General features: G+C 63.1%; 11 protein-coding genes. 4 read left to right on the top strand and 7 right to left on the bottom strand.

Annotation, left to right across the window (positions count from 1 at the left end):
- The first annotated feature begins 6 nt into the window (after positions 1-6).
- On the top strand, positions 7-480 hold the full coding sequence (locus tag B9Z34_RS11815) for a tripartite tricarboxylate transporter TctB family protein (protein WP_108428323.1): 474 nt from the start codon (positions 7-9) through the stop codon (positions 478-480).
- A gap of 62 nt (positions 481-542) precedes the next feature.
- Entirely contained in the window at positions 543-2,036 is a 1,494-nt protein-coding gene (locus B9Z34_RS11810; protein ID WP_108428322.1) for a tripartite tricarboxylate transporter permease, read from the top strand.
- 61 nt (positions 2,037-2,097) lie between these two features.
- Here the strand turns inward: B9Z34_RS11810 and B9Z34_RS11805 are convergent, their stop codons facing one another.
- The 4 genes from B9Z34_RS11805 to B9Z34_RS11790 form a co-directional block, all read right to left on the bottom strand.
- A complete protein-coding gene (locus B9Z34_RS11805; protein ID WP_108428372.1) occupies positions 2,098-3,144 on the bottom strand; it encodes an Ldh family oxidoreductase in 1,047 nt (348 codons plus the stop codon).
- Positions 3,145-3,211: 67 nt separating this feature from the next.
- Positions 3,212-3,940 (bottom strand): LrgB family protein, encoded by a 729-nt coding sequence (locus tag B9Z34_RS11800; RefSeq protein WP_108428321.1) that lies wholly within the window; start codon positions 3,938-3,940, stop codon positions 3,212-3,214.
- Positions 3,937-4,284, bottom strand: a complete 348-nt coding sequence (locus B9Z34_RS11795; protein ID WP_108428320.1) for a CidA/LrgA family protein — start codon at positions 4,282-4,284, stop codon at positions 3,937-3,939. Before B9Z34_RS11795 ends, B9Z34_RS11800 begins: the two co-directional genes overlap by 4 nt.
- Before the next feature lie 57 nt (positions 4,285-4,341).
- On the bottom strand, positions 4,342-5,754 hold the full coding sequence (locus tag B9Z34_RS11790; RefSeq protein WP_108428319.1) for an 8-oxoguanine deaminase: 1,413 nt from the start codon (positions 5,752-5,754) through the stop codon (positions 4,342-4,344).
- Between the two features lie 37 nt (positions 5,755-5,791).
- Between B9Z34_RS11790 and B9Z34_RS11785 the strand changes: the two genes are divergently transcribed.
- Both B9Z34_RS11785 and B9Z34_RS11780 read left to right on the top strand, forming a co-directional pair.
- A complete protein-coding gene (locus B9Z34_RS11785; RefSeq protein ID WP_108428318.1) occupies positions 5,792-7,123 on the top strand; it encodes a glycerate kinase in 1,332 nt (443 codons plus the stop codon).
- Positions 7,124-7,261: 138 nt separating this feature from the next.
- Positions 7,262-7,897 carry a Crp/Fnr family transcriptional regulator gene (locus B9Z34_RS11780; protein WP_108428317.1) on the top strand — a complete coding sequence of 212 codons (636 nt, stop codon included), beginning with the start codon at positions 7,262-7,264 and terminating at the stop codon, positions 7,895-7,897.
- 115 nt (positions 7,898-8,012) lie between these two features.
- Here B9Z34_RS11780 and B9Z34_RS11775 read toward each other — a convergent pair whose 3' ends face one another.
- The 3 genes from B9Z34_RS11775 to B9Z34_RS11765 are packed head-to-tail and all read right to left on the bottom strand — an operon-like array spanning position 8,013 to position 12,814.
- Positions 8,013-9,005, bottom strand: coding sequence for a tripartite tricarboxylate transporter substrate binding protein (locus tag B9Z34_RS11775; protein WP_108428316.1), 993 nt, complete (start codon positions 9,003-9,005; stop codon positions 8,013-8,015).
- Between the two features lie 51 nt (positions 9,006-9,056).
- A complete protein-coding gene (locus B9Z34_RS11770; RefSeq protein WP_108428315.1) occupies positions 9,057-10,634 on the bottom strand; it encodes an indolepyruvate oxidoreductase subunit beta family protein in 1,578 nt (525 codons plus the stop codon).
- 23 nt (positions 10,635-10,657) lie between these two features.
- Positions 10,658-12,814, bottom strand: a complete 2,157-nt coding sequence (locus tag B9Z34_RS11765) for an indolepyruvate ferredoxin oxidoreductase subunit alpha (RefSeq protein ID WP_108428314.1) — start codon at positions 12,812-12,814, stop codon at positions 10,658-10,660.
- Positions 12,815-12,979: the final 165 nt, after the last annotated feature.

Below are 12,979 nucleotides of genomic sequence, written 5' to 3'. Positions count from 1 at the left end.
CAGCCCATGAAAATCAACGACGCTTTTTGGGGCGTCCTGCTCATGGCCTTGGGCGCTGCGGTGCTCTTGGCTGTGCGTGGCTACCCCAACATCCCAGGTCAGCCAGTTGGGCCTGCTTTGTTTCCGGGCTTGATTGCGCTGGGCCTGTGTGCTGGAGGCGCTTTGCTGGTTTGGCAAGGCTGGCGAGACCGAGCCCATGGTCCTTGGCTGGCTTGGGAAAATTGGGTTCGCTCGCCCAAGCATGCCCGGGCTTTGGCCGTCTTGTTGGGCTCGGTCGTGTTCTACATCTTGGTGTCGGATGCGCTGGGCTTCTTGATCACAGCAGTGCTGATGTTGATGGCGCTTTTCAGATCATTGCAAGTCGCATGGGGTCGCTCGGCCTTTTGGGCGGTGGTGGCCACTTTGGTGGTTCACTTTGCCTTTTACAAATTGCTCCGTGTGCCCTTGCCTTGGGGCATTTTGACGCCCATGGCCTGGTAAGACCTCGGGTCCACTTTCCGCTTTTACCCAAATGACTTTGAAAGTCTGAGGAGACTCATCCCATGTGGACCGCCGTTGGCCAAGCTTTTTCGATGGTGTTCGAACCGTACACCTTGATGGTGATGGTGTTTGCCTCTTTGTATGGTTTGTTTGTGGGGTCGGTGCCGGGTTTGACAGCCACCATGGCCACCGCTTTGCTGGTGCCGGTGACCTTCTTCATGCCACCGATCCCTGCCGTCGCGGCCATGGTGACGGCGACCGCCATGGCCATTTTTTCAGGCGATATTCCGGGTTGTCTGTTGCGCATTCCCGGCACGCCCGCATCGGCCGCCTACACCGACGAAGCCTATGCCATGACGCGCAAGGGGCAAGCTGAAAAAGCCTTGGGTGCGGGGCTGGTGTTTTCTGCCGTGGGGGGATTGTTTGGCACAGTGGTGCTGATCGTCGCTGCACCTGCCTTGGCCGACTTCGCGCTGAACTTCAGCTCCTTCGAATACTTTTGGCTGGTGCTGCTGGGCCTGACTTGTGCGGTCTTTATCTCCACAGGTTCTCCGATCAAGGGGCTGATGATGTTGTGCCTGGGCTTGCTGGTGGCTTGCGTGGGCTTGGGCAATCCGGCGGGGTTTCCGCGTTTTACCTTTGGCAACACCGAAATGTCGGGCGGCATTGGCATGATCGCCATGATGATCGGCATGTTCGCCATCTCTGAAATCATCCGCTACGTGGTGGACACCAGCCCTCCAGCGGAGTTGGTGGTGGAGGAAGTGGGCGGTGTGCTGAAAGGGCAGTGGGCGCTGGCCAAAAAATACCCCAAGCAAATCCTGCGCGGTAGTGTGTTGGGCACGGCCGTGGGCGCATTGCCAGGTGCCGGGGCCGACATTGCCGCCTGGATGTCGTATGCGATGAGCAAGAAGTTTTCCAAAGAGCCCGAAAAGTTTGGTACGGGCCACGTGGAAGGCATTGTGGAGTCCGGTTCGGCCAACAACAGTGCGCTGGCGGGCGCGTGGATTCCGGCTTTGGTGTTTGGCATTCCGGGTGACTCGATCACGGCCATCGTGATCGGCGTGCTCTACATGAAGAACATGAACCCCGGCCCCACCTTGTTCACCACCAACCCGCAAAACATTTATGCGGTGTTTCTGCTGTTCATTGTGGCCAACCTCATCATGATTCCGCTGGGTATTTTGTGCATCAAGGTGGCCAAGCGCATTCTGCGTGTACCCCGCGAGATCCTCATGCCCATGATTTTGCTGTTTTGTGTGGTGGGCACTTTTGCCATCAACAATTCCGTGTTCCAGGTGGGTGTGATGTTGGTGGCCGGAATTCTGGCTTATGTGTTGGAGGCCAATAAATTCCCGGTGGCGCCTGCCATTTTGGGCGTGGTGCTGGGCGGCATGCTGGAGGAAAACTTCATCACCTCGATGATCAAGTCCAACGGTGATCTGATGGCTTTTGTCAGTCGTCCGATTGCGCTGACCTTGGCCATACTGACCGCCTTGGTGTGGTTTGCGCCCCTGCTCTTGCGGGTTTTGCGTAAACCTGCCGCGCCTGCTTGACGCGCATCTTTCGGGCATGCGCCAGACGCCTCAACCCGGCCTTCGTGCCGGGTTGGTTTTTTCAAAGAGGTGAAGGCGCCGCCACTTGGAGTTTCTCGGCCCAGGGCAAGAGCATGGGCATGATGTTGGGGTACAGCGCTACGCCTTCACGAGCGCTGCCCGCTTTGAGCTTCAGGCCACGTTCACCCGGCGTGCGCACCCAGCGGTCGGCCTGCGCAGGCCGCGACGCATGGCATTGGCGCGAGACCTCGTCCATTTGGGTGTTGAAGGCACTGGCCCCCGCAAACGCTCGCGGATCGATGATCTGCAAGAACACCGTGGCACCCCAGCCCTCGGGCGCATCGGCGCGGCCGTGTCCGGCCAGGCCACCCGTCAGCGCCTCCACCATCCAGCTCAGGCCATAACCCTTGTGGCCTGAATCCATGCCGCCCAGCGGCAAGATCGTGCCTTTGGGTTCCTTGAACAGCACGGCCGGGTCGCGGCTGGGCTGGCCGTGGCCGTCCATCACCCATTCGGCAGGCAACAAGCCGCCTTCCTTGTGCAAGCGGTTGGTCATGCCATTGGTGGTGGACGAGGTGGACACATCGATCAGCACGGGCAGGCCCGAAGTGGGGATGCCCACCGACATTGGGTTGGGCGTGAACACCGGGTCCAGCCCGCCAAAAGGCGCGATGCTGGCGGCGTTGGGGTCCGAGCAGTACAGCAGCATCATGAAACCCTGATCGGTCACGCGCTGGTGGTAAGCGGCCAGGCAGGCAATGTGGTGACTGCGCCGGATGACCACCGTGCAGGTGCCTTGTGTGCGTGCGCGTTGGGTGGCCAAGTCAATCGCTTGCAGCACCAACCAGGGGCCTGGCAAGCGCTGACCATCCCAGGTCACAGCGGCCGGGTGGTCAGAGACCACCAGAGGCTGGCCGTCCTTGCGCATCTTGCCTGTTTCCAGCTCTGCCAGATAAGGCGCCAGCAAGGCCAGACCGTGGGTGGTGTGGCCGAGCAAATCACCTTCGAGCAGCACATCGGCCACGGCTTGCGCCTTGTCGGGCGGCAAGCCCGCGGCTTGCAAAAGTTGATCGGCAAAGGCCAGGAGGTCGGGGGCAGCGTAGTTCATGGGCTTCATCATAAAAAGAAGCCCGCCTGGCCCTGTCACGCGGTGGACTCGCCGGGACGTTTGGCCTCTAAAACCACCAAGCCACCGCGTAAGGGATCAGCATGGCCCCCGCGATGCCATGCAAGCCCATGCCCAGGCTGGCATAGGCCCCGGCTTCGGCGTTCACGCTGAAAGCGCGTGAGGTGCCAATGCCATGCGCGGCCACGCCCAGGGCGAAGCCGCGTTGCCACCATGCTGTGACGCGCAGGGCGTCCAGCACATAGCGGCCCAGCACCGCGCCCAAGATGCCGGTGCTCACCGCAAAGATGGCGGTCAGGGTAGGCGAGGCCTGCACGCGTTCGGCAATGCCCATGGCAATGGGCGCGGTGACCGATTTGGCGACCAGACCGCGCACCAGCGCCTCGTCCACGCCCAGCCAACGCGCCATGCCCACGGCCGTCAGCACCGAGGTGATGCCACCCGCCAGCAGCGAGAGCAGCAACACCCCCATGCGCCCCTTGAGCGAGGCAAAGCCTTTGTAGATGGGGATGGCCAGCGACACCGTGGCCGTGCCCAGCAAGAAGTGCACAAACTGCGCGCCTTCAAAGTATTGGGCATAGGGCATGTCGATCACGCTGATGCCAATACTCACCAGCACCACCGCGATCAGCACCGGGTTGGCGAGCGGGTTGCGCTGGCTGCGTTCGTACAGCGTCAGGCCCAGCAGGTAAGCGCTCAGCGTGAGCACCAAGGCCAGCAGCGGACTGCCCGAGAGGTAAACCCAGATTTCGGAGATAGGTGGCAGGGTGTTGTTCATGGCGTGCTGTCTTTTTTGGCGAACAGTTTGAGCACCAACGCCACCACCGCCACCGTGGCTACCACGCTCAGCACCAGCGCCCCCGTGATGGCCCAGGCGTTGGCCTGCAGCAGGGGCAGGTAAAGCACCACGCCCACCGACGCGGGAATGAACAACAGCCCCAGGTGCTGCAAGATGCTGCTGCCCACCCCGTCCATGGACGCGGGCACATGTCCGCGCAGGGCCAAAAACGCCAACAGCAGCACCAGGCCAAGGACAGGCCCGGGGATGAAGGGCAGGGCGAATTTGGACAGCAGCTCGCCCAGCGCCTGAAAAAGGAAGAGTTGAACGAGGCCTTGGATCATGGCCTCAGTTTAGACAAGCGTCAGCAAGATGGCGAGTTGCAACAGTTGTGACTCTGATCAGGCTGATGAGTTGCTGGCCAAGGCCAACTGCACGGCCAACTGGTTGTGCCGTTCGATCAGCGGCCCCATGTCCACCGTGGTGATCTGGCCTTGCCGCACCACCACGCGCCCATTCACGATCGTGTAGTCTGCGTTGTCACTGGCGCACAGCAAGAGCGCCCCCACCGGGTCGTGTACCGCGCCACCCGTCATGCTCAGGGTGTCGGTTCGGAACATGGCGATGTCGGCGCAATAGCCTTCTTTGATTTGACCCAGTTCGTGGGCGCGGCCCAGCACTTCGGCGCCGCCACGTGTGGCCAGGCGCAGGGCGTCGCGGGGTGTCATGTCGGCGGGGCCGTGGTCACAACCGAACGGCTCTAAGGCCTTACCCACACGCGCCAGCAGCATCGCCTGGCGGGCTTCGTTGAGCAAGTGCGCCGCGTCATTGCTGGCGCTACCGTCCACGCCCAGGCCTATCGGCACGCCTGCATCCAGCATTTTCCGCAAGGGCAAGATGCCGCTGGCCAGGCGCATGTTGCTGCAAGGGCAGTGGGCGATGCCGGTACGGGTCTTGGCAAACAGGTAAGTGCCCTCGTCGTCGAGTTTGACGCCATGGGCGTGCCACACATCGTCGCCCACCCAACCCAAATCTTGCGCGTATTGCGCGGGGGTGCAGTTGAATTTCTCTCGGGTGTAGGCGATGTCGTGGTCGTTTTCGGCCAGGTGGGTGTGCAGGCGCACGCCGTGGGCGCGGGCGAGCTTGGCCGATTCGCGCATCAGGTCCTGGCTCACGCTGAAGGGCGAGCAGGGGGCCACGGCCACATGTGTCATCGACCCGTAGCTGGCGTCGTGCCAAGTCTCGATCAGGCGCTGGGTTTCTTTGAGGATGGCGGGTTCCTGCTCGACCACGCGGTCGGGTGGCAAGCCGCCTTGGCTCTCGCCCATGCTCATGCTGCCGCGTGTGGCCGTGAAGCGCATGCCGATGGTGTGTGCCGCTTCGATGCTGTCGTCCAGCCGCACGCCGTTGGGGTAGATGTAGAGGTGGTCAGAGCTGGTGGTGCAGCCGCTGAGCAGCAACTCGGCCATGGCCACTTGGCCCGAAACACGCACCATCTCGGGCGTGAGGCCCACCCAGATCGGGTACAGGCCTTGGAGCCAGCTGAACAGCTCGGCGTTTTGCACCGACGGAATCGCCCGCGTGAGCGACTGGTACATGTGGTGGTGCGTGTTGATCAGGCCTGGCACCACGACATGGCGGCGGGCGTCGATGACCTCATCGACCTGTTTCAGCAGTTCATCGACATTCTCACTGGCGGGGATGAGGCGTTCGATGCGGCCGTCGCGGATCAAGAGCGAGGCGCCGGGTAATTCGGTGTTGGCATCGTCCATGGTGGCGATGCAGCGTGCGCGGTGGATGAGCAAGGTGGTCATGTGAAGAACTGTACCTGCCTTGGGGCACAATTTGTCCATGCAAGACGTCCAGCCCCACATTCCTGCCTCGACCCAAGACCCCCAAGCCTTCCTGAAAGCGCTGTACGACGTGGCCGTGCAACGGGCCTTGCCACTGCACAACACCGCAGTCCATTTGCCTGTACCCCCCAAGGGCCGCACCCTGGTGCTGGGTGCAGGCAAGGCCGGGGGGGCGATGGCGCAAGCGGTCGAGGCGCTGTGGCCAGCTGAGGCCCCGCTGTCGGGCCTGGTGGTCACGCGCTACGGGCACACGCCGCCACGGCCTGCGGGGTTGCCCGAGCGCATCGAGGTGGTCGAGGCCTCGCACCCTGTGCCTGACGCTGCGGGCCTGCAAGCGGCCGAGCGCATTTTGGCCTTGACGCAAGGCCTGACGGCCCACGACCTGGTGCTGTGCCTGATCTCGGGCGGCGGATCGTCGCTGCTGACCTTACCTGCCGACGGCATCGATCTACAGCTCAAGCAGGACATCAACCGCCAGTTGCTGGCGAGTGGGGCTAATATTGCCGAGATGAACTGCCTGCGCAAGCACCTCTCGCGCATCAAGGGCGGGCGCCTCGCGGCCGCTTGTGCGCCTGCCCGGGTGGTCACGCTCACCATCAGCGATGTGCCGGGTGATGATCCGTCCATCATCGCCAGTGGCCCGACCGTGCCCGATGCCACCAGCTGTGCCGATGCGCTGGCCATCCTCAAGCGCTATGCCATCACGGTGCCCGACTCGGTGCTGCAGGCTTTGCAGTCGGGCGCATGGGAAACGCCCAAGCCCGGATCGCCCGTGTTTGCGGGGCACAGCGTGCACATGATCGCCACGCCCCAGCAGTCGCTGGAGGCGGCTGCAGCGGCTGCCCATGCGCAGGGGCTGAATGCCTACATCCTGAGTGACGAGATCGAAGGCGAGTCGCGCGAGGTGGGCAAGGTGCATGCGGCACTGGCCCGTGCGACGGCCAAAGGCCTCGGGCCATTCACCAAGCCGTGTGTGATCCTGAGCGGTGGTGAGACCACGGTGACCATCAAACCGCAGCCTACCGGCACGCCCAAAGGTCGCGGCGGCCGAGCAGGCGAGTTTTGCATGGGTCTGGCGCAGGGTTTGCAAGGGCAGCCCGGTGTGTGGGCTTTGGCGGCCGATACCGATGGCATCGACGGCATCGAGGACAACGCCGGGGCGCAAGTGAGCCCCGATACCTTGGCCCGTGCTGCGGCGCTGGGGCACAAAGTGGATGAGCACCTGCAGCGCAACGACGCCTATGGGTTTTTTTCGCCCCTGGGCGATCTGGTCATCACCGGGCCGACACACACCAATGTGAATGATTTCCGGGCTATTTTGGTGGTGTGATCTGCATGGTTTGTCGCGCGATGCGCTGAAAACGCCGACGATCTGCCATGCCCGCGTATGCGGGTAGCCATTTGTCGGGGGTGTTGTTGATTTGTGTCAAAAACGCAGACCCGAGGCTCTGGCACATTCCGCTTCACCATGTTGGATTCTTCTTTGCCCTCTTTGTCCGAGCCCACAGCCACCTTGGCGGCTGGCACGGTGTTGCTGCACCGCGGCGATGTGGTGGACCGCATCGTGCATGTCATGCAAGGGCGTGTGGTGTTGGGCGTCATGGGCGCCATGGGTCACGGGGACATGGCGCACCAGCTGGGCGTGGTGGAGGGTCCGTTTTGGCTTGAAGCGGCTTCTGGTTTGATGGACCTGCCGCATGTGGTCGACGCGGTGGCCGAGACCGAAGTGCAGGTGCAGTATGTGCGCGTGCCCGATTTCGTGGCCCAGGTTCGGGCGCTGCCCGAGGCTTCCCAAACCCTGCTCACGGACATGGCGCGATCGCAGCGCCAGCAAACCGAATTGGCCGTGAGCCGTCTGGCCAAGGACGCCGATGCGCGCTGCGCCGAATGGTTGCTGCGCCATGCCGAACCCGTCGATCTGAGTGGCAGCCTGGCCGTGAAACTCACCGAGCGCAAACGCACCATCGCCGCACAACTGGGCATTGCGCCCGAAACCTTCTCGCGCGTGCTGCGCCACCTGCGCGAGCGCCAACTCATCAGTGGTGGCGGGCGTGTGTTGGGCCTGCCCAATCCGCAAGCGCTGCGCGAGTTGGCAGGGGTGTGAGCAACACCCTCAATAGCGGTCTCTGACCGTGATCAGGCGCACACCAGTAGGAGCGGTCTCTGACCGCGACTGTGCGCTTCGCGGTCAGAGACCGCTCCTACAGGGATCTTGTGCGTCAATCTCCGCTGATCTTGCGTTCGCGGATGATGGCGCCAAAGCGTTTGGAGTCGTCGGCTGCGCGGGCGCCAAATTCAGCGGGGGTCAAAGGCAGTGCCTCGCCGCCCAAATTCTGGATGCGGTCTCTCAAGGCCTGGGTGCCCAGGATGCGGTTGATCTCGCGGTTCAGGCGGTTGACCACATCGGTGGGCGTGCCCGCAGGCGCGTAAAAGCCAAACACCGAGTCAGCGTCAAAACCTTTGAGGCCTGCTTCATCCAGCGTGGGCACGTTCGGGAACAGTGGCGAGCGCTTCAGGCTGCCCACGGCCAGCAGCTTGAGCTTGCCGGCGCGCACCTGACCGAGACCAATGCCCGGGTCAAAGTAATAGTCGAGCTGACCGGCCAGCACGTCTTGCAAAGCAGGGGCGGCACCGCGGTAGGGCACATGCACGGCAAACAAACCGGCCTGGCTTTTCATCATTTCACCCGCCAGGTGGGGCGAGCTGCCGTTACCTGCGGAGCCATAGGACAAACGCCCTGGGTTGGCCTTCACATGGGCCAGAAATTCCTGGATGGTGTTGGCCGGGAAGTTGGGCTTGGCCACCAGAAACACCAGCACCCGTGCGGCCGAAGCCACGGGCACCAGGTCTTTGACCGGGTCAAAAGGCATGCGCGCATAGATGTGCGGGTTGACCGAGACCATGCCACCCGAACTCATGAGCAGGGTGTAGCCGTCGGCGGGTGATTTGGCGACCATCTCCCCGCCGAGGTTGCCGTTGGCACCACCCCGGTTTTCCACGATGACAGGCTGGCCCAGCGCCTCGCCCAGGGGCACGCCAATGGCGCGGGCAATCTGGTCGGCCGCGCCGCCCGGCGGAAAGTTGACCACGATCTTGACCGGCTTGGTGGGCCAGCTTTGCGCGGCGGCGTTCAGGCACAGCGCTGGCCCTGCGGCGATGGCCAGCAGCGCGGTGCCGAGTGCACGGCGTGAGATGAATCCGGCTTTTTTCATGTCTGTCTCCTTGAAGTTGCTGAGTGTATCGGTGGTCAGGGTGAGCCGGTTTCAGGACTTTTGCAACCGGGGGTTTTTCATCCACAGCACAGGTTGCTCCTTGACTGGACGCGCTGGCGCACCATGTTGCAGCAAAGCCTGGTCGAGCGCTTGACCGGCCTCGTCTTGCAATGCTGCTTGACGGATGCGGGCCACGGCCTGAGCTTGCTCGGCCACAGGCACTTTGGAAGCTGGGCCACACACATGGCGCAGGATGTGCAGCAGGTTGTCCTTGCCGCGCTCGTTGGTGCTGCCGTAGCCTTTGATGAGCTGCCCGCAACGCGCCAGCTCCAGACCCAGCGCGGGTGACTGGCGTGTGGCCGCTTCGATGCCGCCCAGCCATTCTTCGATCAGGGCTTGTTCGGTGGCGTAGCGGCTACCCAGCGGGCGCAGCACACGCAAGCTGGCCAAGATGCGCAAGCTGGCCATGCCCCACAGCGCGTGCCGCGCCACCTTCAGCGGCATGGACCAAGGCGCTTTGCCATTGGCTACACGGGCGCGGTCCCAGCGCAGCAACCGGTTAGCCAAGCCCTGTGGCAACAGCGCAGCCAGCTCGGGCACGCCGGGTTTGAAGTGGTCATACACCTTGAGCACATCGCCCTCTTTGGCCTTGACTTCTTGCGTGACGCGCGTCCAGCGGCTGGCACGGCTTTTCAGGTCGGCCACGCGGATGATGTCGTCAAACGCCATCCACAGGGCCAACCAGCGGGTGGCCTCCAACGTCACGGGGTAGGTGGCGTCTTTTGAACTGGCTTCTGCACTGAGTAAGCGTTCGAGCCGTTGCACATACAGGCGGGCATAAGCCGGGCCTTGATACTCCACCAGGCGCTGGTGCGCCAGGCCCATCAAGGGGTGCAGCACCGCTGGAAATTTCACGGCTACGTCGGCAGGCAATGCCGCCGACACGACAGGTTCAGTCGCAACTGGTTTCATCACTTGCTCGACATACTGCGCCTGTTCGCGCTGGCGCGTCACCAAATCAAAGGCCAGCGCAAAGCCGCGCAAGCTGGCCTTGGCCGAGCTGCTTGGGCCAGCCAGCACGGCTTCGTAATGCGCCCGCTCAAAAGGCAGCAAGCCACAGCCCGCAATGGCACCCAGCATGACGGCGCTGACCATGGTGCCGCTTTGCTGGCACAGGCTGGCCATGTCCATCACATGGTGGCGTTGGCTGTGCGCGGCCACCACATCGAGCAGCGGGCCTTCGGCACGGCGTCCGTCCCCCATGGTCATTTTTTCGGCGGTGGTGAGTGCCCGCGACGAGGCGCTGATGACCAGCGTGCGGTCGGCTGAAGCCAGGCCGTTGCCAATCTGGCGGGCGGTTTCCAGCAACTCGGACGACACCAGTGCGTCGAGACGCCCAGGCAGCGGGTTCAGGCCCAGCACGGGCAAGCGGCCTTGCAGCTGGCTGTGGGGCAGGGGGTAGACCTCGAGGTAATAGGTGGTGGCCCCGGTGCGCTGCGCCACGCCAGGAATGGAGGTGGCTTGTGCCGGGTGGCCTGCGTGGCGGGCCACGTCGACCAGCCAGTCGGCCAGCACGCCGCCACCTTCGCCGCCCAGGGCGCACAGCAAAATCGAAATCGGTTGGGTCATGGTGTGTCTCGGAATGGGGCGAATCAAGCGGGTTGCAGCCAGCGTGTGGCCAGGCCTTGCCAGCGGGCCCACAGGCGCTCGTGCCATTTGGGGTTTTGCACCACTTCGGCGCGGTAAAACGAGGGGCACAGCGTGGCCGCGTGCGCGTTTTCACCGCACAGGCCGCAGCCCACGCAGCCGTCGATCACGGTGGCCACCGGGTCGACTTTCAGCGGGTCGGGGTTGTCTTTGAGCGTGAGGGTTGGGCAGCCCGACAAGCGGATGCAGGCGTGGTCCCCATTGCACACGTCTTCGTCCACACCGTATTTCACGCGCTCCACGCGCTCGCCCTTGGACAGCAGCGAGGCCAGCCAGGGCTTGATGCGGCGCTGGCGCTCCAGCTGGCATTCGCCTTCGGCCACGATGACTTTCAGGCCCTGAAATTCGGTGGTGAAAGCTTCCGTGAGTGTGGCCTGCATGTGGCTCACTTCATACGTGTGCACCGTGCGCAGCCATTGCACGCCCACGCCTTTGAGCGTGGACTCGATGGTCTGGTTGGTGTGCACCATGCTCTGGCGTTTGTCACCTGCCAACTCCTTGGCGATGTCGCTGGGGGTGTTGATGATGTCTTGTGTGCCGGTGGCCGAGGTGTAGCCGTTTTTGAAGATCAGCAGCACCGCATCGTCGCCGTTGAACAGCGCACTTTGCACGCCCGTGAGCAGGCCGTTGTGCCAGAAACCGCCATCGCCCATGACCGACAGCACCCGCCGCTTCATGACCGGCGACACGCCCGCCCGGCTGGCCAGGCTCATGCCGTAACCCAGGATGGAGTGGCCAAAAGAAAACGGCTCGAAGGTGGCCAGCGCGTGGCAGCCGATGTCGCCCGCGATGTGCACCGGGCCCACGTCTTGTTGCGCCAGTTTGAGCGCTGAAAACACCGGCCGCTCGGGGCAGCCAATGCACATGCCCGGTGGCCGCGCGGGCACCGGGCTGCCCAGCAGGGCTTGCACTTGCTGGCGGCGCTCGCCATTGGTGGTCAGCCATTGGCGTGTGGCCTCGGGCACGGCGTCGGCTTGGTGGCGGTCCATGAATTTCAGCAGGCCCTGGGCCATGACCTCGGCGGTGTATTCGCCACCCGAGGGCAGCATGTCTTTGCCGTGCAGCGGGGTTTGCAGATCGAGGCGGCGCAGCATCAAGGCCAGTTCTTGCTCGATGTATTCAGGCTGGCCTTCTTCGAGCAGCAGCACAGCCGATTTGTCTTTGCAGAAATTCACCAGCTCGTCAGGCACCAGCGGGTAGGTCACGTTCAGCACCAGCACCGACAGGCTGGTCACGCCAAAGGCATCGGCCAGGTCAAACTGCTGCAGGGTGCGCATCAGCGTGTTGTACAGGCCGCCCTGCACGATCAGGCCCAAGTGGCGGTGGGTGCTGCCCTCAAAGTGCTCGTTCAGGCGCTGCTCGGCAATGTATTGGCGTGCGGCGGGCAGCCGGTGCTCCACTTTGCGCTTTTCCTGCGCAAAGGTCACGGGCGGGTGCGCCAGGCGCATGTAGTTGAAACCCGCCGGCTCGTCGATCAGGTGTTTTTTGGACAGCTTGGGGGCCTGGTTGTCCTTGGCCACAAACTGGCCGCGCACATGGCAGGCGCGGATGCGCAGCTCCATCATCACCGGCATGTTGGACGCTTCGGACAACCTGAAACCGTGTTCGACCATGTTGACCATCTGGCGCAACTCGGGGCGTGGGTCGAGCAGGCACATGCCCGATTTGAGCGCATAGGCGTGTGTGCGCTCCTGAATGACGCTCGCGCCTTCGCCGTAGTCTTCGCCCACCACGATCAGCACCCCGCCCGTCACGCCGGGTGATGACAAATTGGACAGTGCATCGGCCGCCACGTTGGTGCCCACAATCGACTTCCAGGTCACCGCGCCGCGAATCGGGTAATGGATGGACGCGCCCAGCATGGCCGCGGCCGAGGCTTCGTTGGAACAGGCTTCCACATGCACGCCCAGCTCGTCCATGTAGGGCTTGGCTTGCACCATCACATCGAGCAGGTGCGAGACCGGCGCGCCTTGGTAGCCGCCCACATAGCTCACCCCCGATTGCAGCAGGCCTTTGGTGATGGCCAGGATGCCCTCGCCATGAAAGACCTCGCCCGCGCCCATGCGCAGGGCCTTGATTTCTTCGTGAAATGAAACTTCCAAAGCACGCTCCTTGCGTTGTTGCCGTCTATTTGCATTTGTAGGAGCCCACCCCGTGGGCGATGGGCGTGGCACAAGCCCTTGAAAACCTTCGCCCACGGGGTGGGCTTCTGCAGACCTGCGCAGACCATCTTACGTATAAGTACATAAAATATTCAGAATAAACGG

The sequence above is a fragment of the Limnohabitans sp. Hippo3 genome (assembly GCF_003063665.1).
GTDB lineage: Bacteria > Pseudomonadota > Gammaproteobacteria > Burkholderiales > Burkholderiaceae_C > Limnohabitans_A.
This window is presented reverse-complemented; position numbering and strand designations above follow the sequence as displayed.

Coding starts and splice junctions, on each gene's coding strand:
- B9Z34_RS11815 (WP_108428323.1), top strand. CDS start 7: ATGAAAATCAACGACGCTTTTTGGGGCGTCCTGCTCATGGCCTTGGGC.
- B9Z34_RS11805 (WP_108428372.1), bottom strand. CDS start 3,144: ATGAACTACGCTGCCCCCGACCTCCTGGCCTTTGCCGATCAACTTTTG.
- B9Z34_RS11770 (WP_108428315.1), bottom strand. CDS start 10,634: ATGACCCAACCGATTTCGATTTTGCTGTGCGCCCTGGGCGGCGAAGGT.
- B9Z34_RS11775 (WP_108428316.1), bottom strand. CDS start 9,005: ATGAAAAAAGCCGGATTCATCTCACGCCGTGCACTCGGCACCGCGCTG.
- B9Z34_RS11780 (WP_108428317.1), top strand. CDS start 7,262: ATGTTGGATTCTTCTTTGCCCTCTTTGTCCGAGCCCACAGCCACCTTG.
- B9Z34_RS11795 (WP_108428320.1), bottom strand. CDS start 4,284: ATGATCCAAGGCCTCGTTCAACTCTTCCTTTTTCAGGCGCTGGGCGAG.
- B9Z34_RS11785 (WP_108428318.1), top strand. CDS start 5,792: ATGCAAGACGTCCAGCCCCACATTCCTGCCTCGACCCAAGACCCCCAA.
- B9Z34_RS11790 (WP_108428319.1), bottom strand. CDS start 5,754: ATGACCACCTTGCTCATCCACCGCGCACGCTGCATCGCCACCATGGAC.
- B9Z34_RS11810 (WP_108428322.1), top strand. CDS start 543: ATGTGGACCGCCGTTGGCCAAGCTTTTTCGATGGTGTTCGAACCGTAC.
- B9Z34_RS11800 (WP_108428321.1), bottom strand. CDS start 3,940: ATGAACAACACCCTGCCACCTATCTCCGAAATCTGGGTTTACCTCTCG.